This is a genomic window from Micromonospora sp. KC207 (assembly GCF_004348615.1).
Classification (GTDB): domain Bacteria; phylum Actinomycetota; class Actinomycetes; order Mycobacteriales; family Micromonosporaceae; genus Micromonospora.
This window is the reverse complement of the sequence record NZ_SMKJ01000188.1, coordinates 1-14238: the sequence shown is the minus strand read 5'-3', so window position 1 is coordinate 14238 and position 14238 is coordinate 1. Positions and strand designations below refer to the sequence as shown.

The 14238-nt window shown below is 74.6% G+C and carries 14 protein-coding genes and 1 pseudogene; 7 read left to right on the top strand and 8 right to left on the bottom strand.

What is annotated here, in order from left to right:
• The 4 genes and pseudogenes from E1258_RS21785 to E1258_RS21770 all read right to left on the bottom strand — a co-directional run.
• Positions 1 to 761, bottom strand: a pseudogene (locus tag E1258_RS21785) (hypothetical protein); the annotation flags it as partial.
• A complete protein-coding gene (locus E1258_RS21780) occupies positions 758 to 1474 on the bottom strand; it encodes a thioredoxin domain-containing protein (RefSeq protein ID WP_132404360.1) in 717 nt (238 codons plus the stop codon). The gene E1258_RS21780 and the pseudogene E1258_RS21785, both read right to left, overlap by 4 nt.
• Positions 1467 to 1988 (bottom strand): MauE/DoxX family redox-associated membrane protein, encoded by a 522-nt coding sequence (locus tag E1258_RS21775; protein WP_132404357.1) that lies wholly within the window; start codon positions 1986 to 1988, stop codon positions 1467 to 1469. Before E1258_RS21775 ends, E1258_RS21780 begins: the two co-directional genes overlap by 8 nt.
• A gap of 86 nt (positions 1989 to 2074) precedes the next feature.
• Positions 2075 to 2731, bottom strand: coding sequence for a sigma-70 family RNA polymerase sigma factor (locus tag E1258_RS21770; RefSeq protein WP_371688655.1), 657 nt, complete (start codon positions 2729 to 2731; stop codon positions 2075 to 2077).
• Between the two features lie 107 nt (positions 2732 to 2838).
• On the opposite strand from E1258_RS21770, the gene E1258_RS21765 reads away from it, so the two are divergent.
• From E1258_RS21765 to E1258_RS21750, 4 genes are all read left to right on the top strand, one after another.
• Positions 2839 to 3483, top strand: coding sequence for a zf-HC2 domain-containing protein (locus tag E1258_RS21765; RefSeq protein WP_132404354.1), 645 nt, complete (start codon positions 2839 to 2841; stop codon positions 3481 to 3483).
• A 124-nt stretch (positions 3484 to 3607) separates the two neighbouring features.
• Positions 3608 to 5284 carry a copper resistance CopC/CopD family protein gene (locus E1258_RS21760; protein WP_132404352.1) on the top strand — a complete coding sequence of 559 codons (1677 nt, stop codon included), beginning with the start codon at positions 3608 to 3610 and terminating at the stop codon, positions 5282 to 5284.
• Positions 5285 to 5301: 17 nt separating this feature from the next.
• A complete protein-coding gene (locus E1258_RS21755) occupies positions 5302 to 6027 on the top strand; it encodes a YcnI family protein (protein WP_132404349.1) in 726 nt (241 codons plus the stop codon).
• Positions 6028 to 6237: 210 nt separating this feature from the next.
• Positions 6238 to 6876 carry a hypothetical protein gene (locus E1258_RS21750; protein ID WP_132404346.1) on the top strand — a complete coding sequence of 213 codons (639 nt, stop codon included), beginning with the start codon at positions 6238 to 6240 and terminating at the stop codon, positions 6874 to 6876.
• A 283-nt stretch (positions 6877 to 7159) separates the two neighbouring features.
• Here the strand turns inward: E1258_RS21750 and E1258_RS21745 are convergent, their stop codons facing one another.
• On the bottom strand, positions 7160 to 8443 hold the full coding sequence (locus E1258_RS21745; RefSeq protein ID WP_132404343.1) for a glycosyltransferase family 87 protein: 1284 nt from the start codon (positions 8441 to 8443) through the stop codon (positions 7160 to 7162).
• Between the two features lie 67 nt (positions 8444 to 8510).
• On the opposite strand from E1258_RS21745, the gene orn reads away from it, so the two are divergent.
• Positions 8511 to 9107, top strand: a complete 597-nt coding sequence (gene orn, locus E1258_RS21740; protein ID WP_007075071.1) for an oligoribonuclease — start codon at positions 8511 to 8513, stop codon at positions 9105 to 9107.
• A gap of 52 nt (positions 9108 to 9159) precedes the next feature.
• On the opposite strand, the gene E1258_RS21735 is transcribed toward orn, so the two are convergent.
• The gene (locus E1258_RS21735; protein ID WP_243715613.1) at positions 9160 to 9357 is read right to left on the bottom strand and encodes a DNA repair protein; all 198 of its coding nucleotides are present in this window, start codon (positions 9355 to 9357) and stop codon (positions 9160 to 9162) included.
• Between the two features lie 217 nt (positions 9358 to 9574).
• Between E1258_RS21735 and E1258_RS21730 the strand changes: the two genes are divergently transcribed.
• Positions 9575 to 10237: a GNAT family N-acetyltransferase gene (locus E1258_RS21730; protein ID WP_036377752.1), complete on the top strand. Its 663-nt coding sequence runs from the start codon at positions 9575 to 9577 to the stop codon at positions 10235 to 10237.
• Positions 10238 to 10292: 55 nt separating this feature from the next.
• Here E1258_RS21730 and E1258_RS21725 read toward each other — a convergent pair whose 3' ends face one another.
• Entirely contained in the window at positions 10293 to 10739 is a 447-nt protein-coding gene (locus E1258_RS21725; protein WP_132404337.1) for a hypothetical protein, read from the bottom strand.
• Positions 10740 to 11251: 512 nt separating this feature from the next.
• On the bottom strand, positions 11252 to 12703 hold the full coding sequence (locus E1258_RS21720) for a glycoside hydrolase family 3 protein (RefSeq protein ID WP_132404334.1): 1452 nt from the start codon (positions 12701 to 12703) through the stop codon (positions 11252 to 11254).
• A 167-nt stretch (positions 12704 to 12870) separates the two neighbouring features.
• Between E1258_RS21720 and E1258_RS21715 the strand changes: the two genes are divergently transcribed.
• Positions 12871 to 14046 (top strand): ROK family transcriptional regulator, encoded by a 1176-nt coding sequence (locus E1258_RS21715; RefSeq protein WP_132404331.1) that lies wholly within the window; start codon positions 12871 to 12873, stop codon positions 14044 to 14046.
• Positions 14047 to 14238: the final 192 nt, after the last annotated feature.

The following is a 14238-nucleotide window of genomic DNA, read 5'->3' as shown; positions in this document are numbered from 1 at the left end:
GCAGCGCCGACCCCGGCCAGCGCCCGCGCCCCGAGCTGCGTGCCGGCCGCCAGCAGCCCGGCGGAGCCGACCAGCAGGAAGCCGAGCGTGGCCGCCACCCACCAGGGGTACGCGTCGGGCGGCGGCACCCAGTCGAGCGTGCCCCGGACCTCCACCGGCTCGGCCCCGTCGCGCAACGGCACCACCCAGTCCCGGACCCGCTGCTCGTGGGTCGGGTCGGCGCGTACCGGCGCCGGCGGGGTGGGCTCCTGCCAGCGGGTGCGCCGGTCGTGCCAACGGGCGGCCGGCCCGTCGCCGACGCGCCGCCAGTCCGGGGCGGCGGCCGGGTCCGCCTCAGCGGGCAGGGCGGTGTCCCCGGCGAGGGTCCGGTTGAGGTACGTGGCGGGGGAGCGGCTGTTCTCGTACACCCCGTCCGGGCCGATCCGCAGGTACGGCTCGCCGGTGTAGCCGATCACCTCGATCGGCCGTCCGGTGCTGTTGACCAGTTCCAGCCGTGCCCCGGCCTCCACGACGCGGACGGTCAGCCCGGGTCGGGCCGGCGCGATGCCGGTCACCTCGGCCCGGTAGTCCGTGCCGTCGGGGGCCTCCCCGCCGTGCGCGGCGGCCGGCGTCGCCGTGGCGAGCACGGCGATCAGCCCGGCGAGCACGGCGACGAGCCCGGCGAGCACGGCGACGAGCCTGGCGGTGAAGGCCGGCCCGGCGCGGCGAACCAGTCTGGCCTGGGCCCGCCCGGCGCGGCGAGCCAGGCCGGCGGGGGTCACTTGCCGGCCGCCGCCACCGCTGCCGTGATGCCCGCAGGGGAACGGTCGGCGGCCTCAACGCCGTTGATCTTGATGGTGGGGGTGCCGGTGACCCCCGCCCGGCTCGCGTCCTCGGTGACGTGCTCGGTCCACGACGTGTACGTCCCGTCGGAGACGCAGGAGGCGAAGTCGTCCCGGTTGAGCCCGATGCCCGCGCCGATGTCGACCAGTTCGTCGTCGCTCAGCCCGGCACTGCCCTCCGGGGGCTGCCTGTCGAACAGGGCCTTCGCGAACTCCTGGAACTTGCCGCCCTTCGCGGCGCAGCCGGAGGCGGCGGAGGCGCGGGTGGAGTACTCGGTCGTGGAGTACCGGTTGAGGTAGGCCACCGGGTGGAACACCACCCGCGCCTTGCCCTCGCTGACGAGCTGGTCGATCGTCGTGCCGCTGGTCTGCTGGAACTGCTTGCAGACGGGGCAGAGGAAGTCCTCGTACAGGTCGATGGTGACCGGGCCGGTGCCGTACGCGATCCCGGTGCCGGCCTCGGTCGCGCCCGGCGGCGTGGTGAAGGTGTCGGAGCGCTGGCTGGACCAGACGGTCCAGCCTATTCCGCCGGCGATGACCAGCACGGCGACCGCCACCAGCGAGGTCCACAGGGTCCGCTTGCGCCGGCGCTCCCGGGCCAACTGCTCCCGGACCACCCGGGCGGCGTCCTTCTGTCCCTTGCGACTACTCATCCTCGTCCTCCACGGGTGCGCCCGCGAGCCAGCCGTCCACGGAGACGGGGGTGCGGGGCCAGCTCAGCAGGAACCCGGCCAGGGCCAGGAAGCCCAGGTCCCGGAGGATCTCCGGGAGGTAGCTCGGTGACTGCCCGGCGGCGAGCTGCCCGCCGCTGCCGAAGCAGCCGCAGTCGATGGCCAGGCCGCGCGACCAGGCCGAGGCGATGCCGGCGACGAAGACCACCAGCAGGGCCGCCGAGATCCCGGCGGCCAGGCGGGTGGCCAGGCCGACCAGCAGCAGCGTCCCGAGGGCCAGTTCGACGAAGGGCAGCGCCGCGCCGATCACCGTCGCGACGTCGTACGGCATGACCTGGTATGCGTTGACGGCGCGCCCGGAGGCGGCGAGGTCGCCGACCTTGGCGCCGCCGGCGATGAGCCAGACGGCGGCCAGCCCCAGCCGCACGGCGACGCCGAGCCAGGGCCGGACGGCGGGCCAGCGGGCGGCCCCGGTGTTCGATGCGGTCACAGTCATTGGTCGTCCCGGACCTGACTGAGGTTCCCGGTCGTACGGACGTTCCTCGTCGTACGGACGTTCCCGGTCACGGCGGACGTTCCCGTTCATCCGGCGAGCGCGTCGCCGGCGGCCTCGACCAGGTCGTGGCGGGCCCGGGCCACCCGGGAGCGGATGGTGCCGACCGGCACCCCCTCCACGGCGGCGGCCTCGGCGTACGACAGGCCGAGCAGTTGGGTGAGCACGAACGCCTCGCGCCGCTCGGCGGAGAGCCGGCGCACCAGGTCGGTTGCCCCGAGCTGCCCGGCGGGGTCGGGATGCGGAAGGTCGGTGTGGGCGTGACTGGCCAGCCGCTCGGCGAGCCGGCGTCGACGGACCGCCACGCGCAGGTGATCGGCGCAGGCGTGGCGGGCGATGCCGAGCAGCCAGGTACGGGCGGTGGACCGCCCAGCGAAGGTGGGCAGCGCCCGGAACGCCCGCAGGTAGGTCTCCTGGGTGAGATCGTCGGCGCTGTCCGGGTCGACGAGCGCGGCGGCGAACCGCCACACCTCGGCCTGGGTGGCCCGGACGAACGCCGCCTGAGCGGCCGGATCGCCGTCGCGGGCGGCCAGCGCCCATTCGGTAGCCGCGTCGCGTCCGCGTGCGGTGGGCGTTTCCCGCCCGTCCCCGGCAGCCGCGTCGCGTGCGGCGGCCGTGCCACGGGCACCGTCCGGCGACGGGCCGGTCGGACCGACGGCGGCGGGCTCGCGCGGCGCGGGGATCACGTCAGACCACGGTACGCGGCATACCGGGAGGGGACAGGGTCCTTCGGCCCTTCCATGGCGTACCCCACTCCGGGAACTTTTCCGATGCTTCGCCCGACTACCCGATCATGACTTGCGACGACGTACGCGTGGCGCTGTCGGCGCGGCTGGACGGTGAGGACCCGCAGACGTCGTCGGCGGTGCTGGACGCGCACACCGACTCCTGCCCCGGCTGCCGGTCCTGGCTGGCCCGCGCCGAGCAGGTGACCCGGCTCACCCGGCTGCGCCCTGTGCGGGTGCCCGATCTCACCGCGTCCGTGCTGTCGGCGGTCGCCGCCGAGCGGGCCGCGGCGCGGGCCACCGCCGACGCGGCCGTGCGTGCCCGGCGCCAACTGCTGCGGGTGGCGGTGGCGGTGGCCGCCGTCGCCCAGCTCGCCGTCGCGCTGCCGGTCCTGGTCGGCGGGTTCGAGGTGGGTGCCGACGCGCACACCAGCCGGGAGATGGCCTCCTTCGACGTGGCGCTCGCGGTCGGCTTCGCACTGGCCGCGTGGCGGCCGGAGCGGGCCCGGGCCTTCCTGCCGGTGGCGCTGGTGCTGGCGCTCTGCCTGGCCGCCACCAGCGCGCTGGACATCGCCAACTCCACCACCGCCCTGGTGCACGAGGCGGGGCACCTGGCGGCAGTGGTCCAGGCGGGCCTGCTCTGGGCGCTGGGGCGCAGCGGCGGCGAGCCGGACCGCCCGCTGGGGCTCGCCGTCGCGGCGGGGCGCGGATGATGCGATCCGCTCCCGGTAGCACGTGGGAGCACCGGCCGCGGCCGGTCCGTGACGGCGGCGAAGGTGGCATTCCGGTGGCGCGCGGGCGGGACGGGCTCGCCGAGCGACCCGTTCGTCGGCGAGCATGGCCGGCATGACTGCTGCCAACCTCCGGCCCCTACGCCGCCGGTTCACGCGCCTCGGCGCGCTCGCCGGCCTGCTGGTCACCGTCGTCGCCCTGCTGCTGGCCCCGGCCACCCCCGCGAGCGCCCACGCGGTGCTGGTGAGCAGCAGCCCGGCCGCCTCGGCCGTGGTGCCGAGCGGGCCGGCCGAGGTGGTGCTGACGTTCAGCGAGCCGGTGCGCAAAGTGGCGGGGAAGATCCGGGTGATCGCCCCGGACGGGTCGCGGGCGGACCGGGGAGAGCCCTCGTTCTCCGGCCCGGTGGTGACCGTGCCGGTGGACCAGTCGGCGGGGCGGGGCACGTACCTGATCAGCTACCGGGTGATCTCGGCGGACAGCCACCCGGTCTCCGGCGCGTTCACCTGGTCGGTGGGCGCGCCGTCGACCCCGCCGACGGACAGCGGGACGGACTCGCGAGCCAACCCGGTGGTGCAGACTGGGGTCAAGGTCGCCAAGTACCTCGGGTACGCGGGGCTGCTGCTGCTGGTCGGCCCGGTGCTGGTGCTCGGTGCGCTGTGGCCGCGCCGGCTGGACCGCCGGGGCCCGGCCCGGCTCGCCTGGACCGGGCTCGGCCTGCTGGTGCTCGCCACGCTGGCCGAGCTGTGGCTCCAGGTGCCGTACACGGCGGGAGGCGGGCTGTCCGACGTGACCGGCGCGGGTCTCGGCGAGGTGCTCGGCAGCACGTACGGGGCCGCGCACCTGGTGCGGCTGGGCCTGCTCGCGGCGGCGGCGCTCCTGCTCCGCCCGATCTTCGCCGGGCAGGTGGGGCGCACCGACGCGGTGCTTCTGGCCATCCTCGGCGGGGCGACGCTGTTCACCTGGCCCCTGGCCGGGCACCCGGCGGCCTCGCCCGCGCCGGCGGTGTCGGTGGTGGTCGACGCGGTGCACCTGGGCAGCATGGCCGTGTGGCTGGGCGGGCTGGTGATGCTCGGCGGTTTCCTGCTGCGCCTGGCCGACGAGCGGGAGCTGGGCGCGATCCTGCCGGTCTGGTCGCGCTGGGCGGCGCTGTCCGTCGCGGCGCTGCTGCTCGCCGGCACCGTGCAGGCACTGATCGAGGTCGCCACCCCGTCGGCCCTGCTCGACACCACGTACGGGCGGCTGCTGCTGGCCAAGATCGTGTTGTTCGCGCTGGTGATCGCCGTGGCCGCGTACTCCCGGGCGCTGGTGCGCCGGCGGACCGCGCCGGCCCACCCGGCCCCGGTGCGCCGGGCGGTCTGGGTGGAGCTGGCGATCACCGCAGTGGTGCTCGGTGTGACGGCGACCCTGGTGCAGACCCCTCCGGCGCGCACCGCCGCCGCCGACGTGGCCGGTACGCAGGACGGCTTCTTCACCACCACGCTGTCCAGCCCGCTCTACTCGCTCCAGGTGGAGCTGGACCCGGCCAAGCGGGGCAACAACTCGATGCACCTGTACGCGTACACGCTGGACAACCGGCCGCAGCCGGTGGCCGAGTGGAAGGCCACCGCCGCGCTGCCGTCGGCCGGGATCGAGCCGATCGAGATCCCGATGCTGCCGCTGACCGACAACCACGCGACCGGGGAGATCAACCTTCCCGCCGCGGGGCAGTGGCAGTTCCGCTTCACCGTCCGGATTTCGGACATAGACCAGGCCACGGTGAGCGCCACCGTGCCCATCCGTTAACGAGAGGTAGTTCCACCATGCTCCGTCACCGGCGTTCCGCAACCGCCGCCGCCCTGGCCCTCGGGGTCGCCGCCGTGGTGCTCGGCGTGGCCGTGCCCGCCTCGGCGCACGTCACGATCAACCCGAGGGAGGCGACGCAGGGCGGCTACGGCCGGTTCGCGTTCCGGGTGCCGAACGAGAGCGACGAGGCCTCGACGACGAAGGTCGAGGTGGTGCTGCCGGAGAACGCGCCGGTCGGTTCGGTGTCCACGATGCCGGTGCCGGGCTGGACGGTGGCGGTGGAGAAGCGCAAGGTCGACCCGCCGGTGCAGGTGCACGGCAGCGAGGTCACCGAGGCGGTCGCCAAGATCACCTGGACGTCGACGGGGGACGCGGCGGTGAAGCCGGGCCAGTTCCAGGAGTTCCCGGTGTCGATGGGGCCGCTGCCGCAGGTCGGCACGATGGTGTTCAAGGCGCTCCAGACGTACTCCGACGGCACGGTGGTGCGCTGGATCGAGGAGCCGACCGCCGGGGCGGAGGAGCCGGAGCACCCCGCCCCGGTGCTGACCCTGACCGGGGCGGCCCCGTCGGTCGGTGCCTCGGCCCCGGCCGTGGCCGCCCCGGCGGCGGACGACGATGACGACTCCGACGGTGGGCCGGGGCTCGCGTTCGGCGTCGCCGGGCTGGTCGCCGGGCTGGCCGGCCTGGTCCTCGGCGGGCTCGCCTTCGCCCGTACGCGGCGGGGTCCGGCGGAGACGAGCTGATCCGTACCGCCTGCCCGCCCGTCCTGTCTGTCGGCCCGTCCTGTCGGCCTGTCCTGCTACCCGCCCGTCCCGTCGGCCCGCCGGTCCACCCGGCGGGCCGGCCCGTTTCCGGCCGCCGTCGTACGCCGTTGCCGCTGATATAGGGCTGATTGCGTGGTTTGCGCCGGTAAGGTCGGCCGGGTACTCAAGCCACGGAAGGGGACGACACCGATGCGGATCGCTCGCGCGCTCACTGGCATGCTGCTGCTCACCATCGGTACTCCGGCGTTGCTGGCCGCAGGCGCGCTCGGCGTCCTGTCCCGCCACCCCGACGCCGCCGGCGGGTTCACCGTCGGGATCGGGGCGGTCGTCCTCCAGGCGCGTCCGGCGACCGACTGGTTCCCGGTGGCAGCCTGGCTGCTGGGCGCGCTGGGTGCCCTGCTGGTGGCCTCCGCCGTGCTGCTGCTGCGCCCGGCGCGCCCGCGCGAGGTGGTCTTCGTGGTCGAACCCGACCAGGTTCCGGTGCTCGCCGATCGGCTCGGGGTGACCTCGCTCGACGGGCTGGGCGCCGGCCCCGCGCCGTCCCCGGCCGCGCCCGTGGACCGGCAACTGGTCGCGGTGGGGGCGTCGGCCGACCGCCCCCGGTCCGCGCTGGCGCCGGCCCGCCGCCCGGCCACCCTCGCGGACCTGACCCCGTCGCCCAAGCCGGCCTCGTCGCCCCGCTCGGCGTCGTCGTCCGGGGCGTCGTCGCTGCCGGGCCCGCCGGCCTGGCCGCCGGTCGTGCCGGAGGTCACGACCCGGCCGGTACAGATCGAGCCGCGCCGGATTCGCCCGGCCGCGCCCAGCGCCCGCACCCGCCCGCGCTCCTGACCGCCGCGCCCGCCGCCGTTCCTGCCCCCCGCGCCGGCAACGCCTGCTTGCGCGGGCCGGCAACGCCTGCTTGCGTGTGCCGGCCGGGCCGCGCCGCAGAGGTGAGAAGGGGACCCTTCTCTACCTCAGGCGTCAACAGGGGGCCCTTCCTTCCCCGACCCCGGACGGCCCTCCGTGCTGCCGACACGGAGGGCCGCCTGCACCGGGGGATCGGTGCCACGGGGGATGCCCGAGGTATGGATCATATTAGCCGTTAACGACGCTACTCGGGAGATCTGTCCATTTAGCGCGATTTCTCGCCGTCGTGGTCTGGCGCCATGCTTGCGCCGGTGGCCGGGGGGTGGGCGACCGGCAGGGCCGCCACCAGCAGCAGGCTCAGCAGCACGTACGTGTTGCGAACCAGGAACTCGCCGGGCGAGTCTGTGGGCACGGGGGCCACCCCCCAGTCGTGGAACGACACCACCCCGTAGCTGATCAGCGCGCCGGTGAGGACGGCCAGGCCGGTCAACCACCGTCGCCGTCGGGCTCCGGCCGGCGCGGCCGGGTCCGTGGCGAGCGCCGTGTCGGTCAGCACCACCACCGCCGGGACGAACCAGTAGATGTGGTGGGTCCAGGTAATCGGGCTGACCAGTGCCCCGACCAGGCCGGTCAGGGTCAGGCCGGTGAGCGCGTCGCGGGCTCGGGCGGCTCGGGCGGCGCGCCACAGCCCGTACCCGGCGACCAGCAGGGCCACCGCGAGCCACCACGCCCGGCTCGGCTCGGCCGGCGCGGTGAGCCGGCTGAGCAGCCCGAACAGCGACTGGTTGCCGGTGTAGTCGGTGCGCCCCACCCGGTCGGTCGCCCACAGTTCGTGGGTGAAGAACCGCCACGAGTCCGACGGGAACACGGCCGCCGCGAGCAGGGTGGCCCCGGCGGCGGTCGCCGAGGCCACGGCCGCGTCCCGCCAGCGCCGGGCCGCCAGCAGGTAGACGATGAAGATGCCGGGGTAGAGCTTCAGCGCCGTGGCCAGCCCGACGCCCACGCCCGCCCAGCGCCGCCCCTGCGGCACGGCAAAGAGGAGGTCGGCCAGGATCAGCACGACCAACAGCATGTTGATCTGACCGAAGGTGATCGTCTCCCGGGTGCTCTCCACGGCGAACACCAGCAGCACCCCGACGGTGAGGGTGAACACCCGGGGCAGGCCGTGCCGGGCGACGACCGGGGCGAGCAGCCACCGGGTGGTCACCACCACGCCGAGCATGGTGAGGATCGTGAAAACCGCGATCGTCAGCCCGAGTGGCAGCAGTGCGAACGGGCGCAGCAGCAGCGCGCTCAGCGGCGGGTAGGTGAAGTACAGCTCGCCCTGCACCCGGTCCGGCTGCACGTAGTCGTAGAGCGGGCGGCCGGCGGCCCACCAGTCCATCGCCCGCATGTAGATCTTGAGGTCGAGGAAGTCGTGTTTCAGTCCGGGCAGGTACAGCGCCGGCAGCACGGCCGCCAGGGCCAGCACCGTGACCAGCCGGCGGGCCCGGCGGACGCCCGGCTCGTCGGCGGTGACGGAGGGTGGCGCGATCGGTTCAGCGGGCACGGGGAAACCCTAGCGGTCCGTCCCGCCTACCGTGCCGAGGCGCGAGGGCGTGGGCTGCGCGTAGGCTGTGGCCGTGGCTGATCTCCTCGTCTGGATCGACTGTGAGATGACCGGGCTGGACCTCGGCAGGGACGCGCTGATCGAGGTCGCCGCGCTGGTCACCGACCCCGACCTCAACGTGCTCGGCGACGGGGTCGACGTGGTGATCCACGCCGACGAGGCGGCGCTGGAGGCGATGCCGGAGATCGTCCGGACCATGCACGGCAAGTCCGGGCTGACCGAGGAGGTCCGACGCTCCGCCGTGACCCTCGCCGAGGCCGAGGACCTGGTGCTCGACTACGTCACCAGCCACGTGAAGGACCCGCGCGCCGCCCCGCTGTGCGGCAACTCGATCGCCACCGACCGGGGCTTCATCTCCCGGGACATGCCGCGCCTCGACGCCCACCTGCACTACCGGATGATCGACGTCTCCTCCATCAAGGAGCTGTGCCGGCGCTGGTACCCGCGGGTCTATTTTGGGCAGCCGAGGAAGGGGCTGGCCCACCGGGCGCTGGCGGACATCCGGGAGAGCATCCGCGAGCTGGAGTACTACCGGCGGACGATCTTCGTCCCGCTGCCCGGCCCGGACGTGGACAGCGCGAAGGCCATCGCCGCGCAGCTCTGACCCGGGGTTCTCCTCGCCGTCGACCCCGACCTGACCAAGTCGCCGGGGCGGCTCATCGGGCGGTGAGGCCGCGCCGGGTGGAGACACCGGCCGGCAGCCGGTTCAGCTCCGCCCAGGACAGCGCCGGCTCCGCGCCACGCGCGTTGCGGGACTCCCGGTACGCCGGCTGCGCCGGGAACCATCCCTGGGGCCCCCGCCACCGTCGCTCGGCGTACTGCTCGTATCGGTCATCAGATCGGTCATCAGGCATATTCGGCATGACCATACCGTCCCAAAGAAAGTTGTACATGTATGGAAATAGATATGACGTGGTCGTGGTGCCTCGGGCCCCCGCCATCGGCGCGTGACGACGAACGGTAGCCACCCCTGCCGCCCAGGTCATCGCCGACGGCGCGAAGACGCGTGCCCCGGCGGCGTACCGTGATCATGTCGGCGTCCCCGGCGGGCGCGGCGGAGGGAGGCGACCGGTGCGTGACCGGCGGCTGTACCTGCACCTGGTGAGCTGGCTCGGGCAGTGGCCGGCGGGCCCCGGGCTGCACGTGGTCCGCTCGCACCGGCGCGACCTGCCCGCCTGGGACGGCCGGCTCCGCCCGGCGATCGCGGTCGGCGACGGCCGTGGCACGGTGCTGTCGGTCGCGGCCCGGCACGTCCCGGCGGTCCGGGCGCTCGCCGCCCGGTCGGAGCGGCGGCTGCTCGCCGGCCTGCCGGCCGCCGTCGCCCATCCCCGTTGGGTGTCCAACGACGACGTGTTCCGGTGGACCCTGGCCCCGGCCCCCCTGCCGGAGGTGGGGGAGTGGATCGCGCCGACCGAGCCGGGGCTGCCCCGGTGGCTGGAGCTGTTCGACCGCGAGGTGCTGGTGGTGCGGGACGCCGACGGTCGGTACCTGGCCGGCGTGGCGATCAAGCGGCACGACGCCCACGGTCACGAACTGGCCGTCGGCACCGCCCGGGCCGCCCGAGGCCGGGGGCTGGCCCGCCGGCTGGTGGCCCAGGCCGCCCGGCGGGTGCTCGACGAGGGTGCCGTGCCGACGTACCGGCACGACCCGGCCAACGTCGCGTCGGCGCGGGTGGCGGAGGCGGCCGGCTTCCCGGACCGGGGCTGGCGGTCGTACGGGGTCTATCCGCCGTAGGCGGGCCGTCCCCAGCCCCCGGCCGGGGGCACCGGTCAGTGGGACCCTGGCCCGGTCAACAGCCCTGTCGCCCGCTGCTGATCGTGTACCGGTAGCCCTGCCAGTCGATGTAGCCGACCGCGGCGACGCAGTAGTTCGCGGTGCCGGTGACACCTCGCGGCCCCGCATAGTAGGCGTAGTTGCCGAAGTCCTGGCTGGAACTGGCCGCCACCGTGCACGGCTTCCCCTCGCCGGACTGCTCCGTGCATCGGTACGCGCGTACGGAGGTCGGTGCGGCGACGCCGTACGCCGCGCCCTTGTGGTAGAAGCACGCGCTGTTCGTGCCGCCGTTGGAGGTGTTGTAGAAGATCGTCAACTCGCCGGGACCGTAGCTCTCGCTGTAGCTGACGGTCCCGGAGCAGGACACGGCGGCCTGCGAGGGGGGCGCGAGGGCGACAACGAACGCGCCGCTCATGGTCACCGTGGACAGGACGAGTGCAAGAACCCTGCGGACGTGCCGCACGATGGCTCCTTTCGGTCTGTCTTACCGGACGGGACGGAGCCGCAGGCGGACAGGACGATGCCAAAGCCTGGCGGACCGGGGGCGCCCTTCCTTCCGCCCGCCGGGAACCAGCGGGTTCCTGCGATGGGAAGGCTCGGGAACCGATGGAGAAGAGAGTGCCAACAGTGCAAAGCATGCCAAAGGTCAGCTCTCGGGTCGATGCCGAAAAGCTGTCGAATCAACGACAGGTATCCATGAAAGGCGGCAAGTTGCGACAGTAGGGCGCGGACCGTGGATCCCGGGCCGGATCCACGGTCCGCGCGGCCTCTCCCAGGTCCTCCCGTGGGCGGCCGGTCGCTCCGCCGGCCGCTGTCCCGCCCATGACGCTACGTATCGAGGTCGGGGTGGGCAAGGGGGAACCGGCGGGTCGACGGTGTCGTCTAGCGGACTTGACCTGCTGTTTAGTGAAACTGGCTCGTTCGAGGGTCAGTGACGCAGCGTGCAGATCAGGATGATCGCCTGCCGGGGCCCCCTCAGTCGGCCAGGCCGAGCGCCTGCGCCGCCGCCCGCCCGTTGGCGTGGCTGGCCCCGTACGTGGTGACGAACGCGCGGGCTCCCGCCGGCCGCCACCGCCCCGGCCAGCCCATCTCGACCACGGTCACCGGGTGCGCGGCGGCCAACGCCTCGACCAGCCCCGCGCCGCCGGGCAACCGGTGCAGGTGCCGGCCGACCAGCACGATCGGCCGGTCCCCGGCGAGCCCGTGCAGGGTCGCCGCGTCCGTCTCGGCGGCCACCACCCGGATCTCCTCCAGCCCAACCAGGTGCGGGCCGAGGCCCCACGGCACCCGCCCCTGCGCCATCGTGGCGGCGGCGTGCAACTGCACGACGAGGGGGCGGCCCAGTCCGGTGACGTCGCCCTCCACGCGGACGGCACGTCGCGCGACGGCGTACCCCAGGTCGGTGGGGGCGATAGCCGTCGAGCCGGCGGCCCGGGTCGCGGCGGCGAGCACGGCGGCCCGGTCGGCGGCCTGCTCGACCCGGACCCGGCCCAACCGGCCGTCGCCGAGCGCGGCGACGATCTCGGCGGCGACCCGTTCGACCAGCGCGGCGTCGACCCTCGCGCCGATGCAGAGCAGGTCCGCCCCGGAGGCGAGGGCCAGGACGGCGGCCGGGCCGACGCCGCCGGCGGCCAGCGCCGCGCCCTTCATCTCCAGCGCGTCGGTGATCACCGTCCCGGTGAAGCCCAGCTCGCGGCGCAGCAGGTCGACCAGGACCGCCCGGCTGAAGGTAGCCGGGCCGTCGCCGGTCAGCGCGGGAACCCGGATGTGCGCGGTCATGATCGACAGGACCCCGGCGTCGACGACCGCCACGAACGGGGGCATGTCACGCTCGCGCAGCACCGCCGGGGTCGCGTCCACGGTGGGCAACTCGTGGTGGGAGTCGGCGATCGTCGCCCCGTGGCCGGGGAAGTGCTTGGCGCAGGCGGCCACCCCGGTCGACTGGAGACCGGCGACGGCGGCGGCCGAGTGGACGGCCACCCGGGCCGGATCCGCGCCGAAGGAGCGGGTGCCGATCACCGGGTTCTCGTCGGCGCTGTTCACGTCCACGGTCGGGGCGAGGTCGACGGTGATCCCCAGGGCGGCCAGTTCGGTGCCGATCGCCGCGTACACCCGCTCGGTCAGCGCCGGGTCGTCGACCGCGCCGAGCGCCGCGTTGCCCGGGTACGGGCTGCCGGTGGCGTGGGCGAGGCGGGTCACGTCCCCGCCCTCCTCGTCGATCGCGACCAGGACGTCGGCCCGGGCGGCGCGCAGCGCGGCGGTGCTCGCCGCCACCTGCGCCGGGTCGTGCACGTTCGTGCCGAACAGGGTGTGCCCGGCCAGCCCCTCGGCGACCAGGCCGACGGCCCAGTCCGGCGGGACCGGCCCCGGATACGCGGCGAGCAGGGTGCCCAGCGCGAGCCGGCGCAGTCCTGGATCGGTCCCCACGAAATCTCCCCTCTGCCGCGCCCGGCCTTGGGGGCGCGTGGCACCGGCGGTGCCGCCCGCTGCCTGGTCGTCCGAGTACCCCGGTTCGGGGCGGCCGTTACGCTACGGTCACCCGGCTGCGGGTCCGTCTGTGGTTAGCAAAGTTTACGAAAATCAGAGGACGTGGCATGAGTGCGACCCGGCTGCCCGGCACCCCCCGCCTGTTGCGGGCGCTCAACGACCGCGCGGCGCTGGAGTTGCTGCTGGAACGGGGGCCGCTGACCCGGGCCCGGCTCGGCGAGCTGACCGGGTTGTCCAAGGTCACCGCCTCCCAACTCGTCGAGCGGCTGGAGGAGCGCGGCCTGGTCGCCCGGGTCGGCGAGCAGGCCGGCGGGCGGGGCCCGAACGCCCAGCTCTACGCCGTGCGGCCGGGATCGGCGTACGTGGTCGGGGTGGACGTCGGCGCCGAGCGGGTGGTGGCCGCCTGCGCCGACATCACCGGCGCGGTCGTCGGCCGGTGGGAGCAGTCCACCCGGGACACCGACGACCCGGTCGGGGTGGTGCACAACGCCGTCGTCCAGGCCGCGAGCAGTGCCGGCGCGGAGCTGTCCAGCGTCCGCCGGGTGGTGCTGGGCACCCCCGGCCTGGTCGACCCGGCCAGCGGCGACATCACCTTCGCGTTCAACCTGCCGCGCTGGCACCGGGGCCTGCTGGCCGCGCTGCGCGAGGACCTTGCTACCCCGGTGGTCTTCGAGAACGACGTCAACCTGGCCGCCGTGGCCGAGGCGCAGTCCGGGGTAGCCCGGGAGCACAGCGACTTCGTGCTGGTCTGGGTCGGTGCGGGCGTCGGCCTGGCGATCATGCTCGGCGGTCGGCTGCACCACGGCAGCAGCGGCGCGGCCGGCGAGATCGGTTACCTGCCGGTGCCCGGCGTGCCCATCCCGCGCGACGTGTCGCGCCGGGCCAAGCCGGCCTTCCAGCAGCTCGCCGGGGCGGACGCGGTGCTCGCGGTGGCCCGGGAGCACGGGCTTGCCGCAGACTCGGCGGTGGACGCGGTGCGCGCGGCGATCGCCGCCGGCACCACCGGCGGCCCGCTGCTCGACGAACTGGCCCGCCGGCTGGCCCTGGGCGTGGCGAGCACCTGCGTGGTGCTCGACCCGCCGCTGGTGGTGCTCGCGGGCGAGGTCGGTCAGGCCGGCGGCGCGGCGCTGGCCGAGCGGGTGCAGCACGAGGTCGCCGCGATCACCCTGGTCCGCCCCCGGGTGGTGCCGACCGGGCTGACCGAGGAGCCGATCCTGCGCGGGGCCCTGCGCACGGCCCTGGACGCGGTGCGCGACGAGGTCTTCGGCAGCACCGTGGGCTGACCGCGTCGCTCATGTGAAGGAATTTTTCACCATTGAACGGCATGCTGCAAGAAATTCACGCGCTCGCGGTGCGGCATCCGCGTCCGCCGCCCCGCGCGGTGACCAACGACACGGCGCCCACCTGAGGGTGGGGCGCCGCCCGCGGCGGGCGGCGCGGCGGTGCGTGGTTGGATGGGCAGGTGACTGGTGACC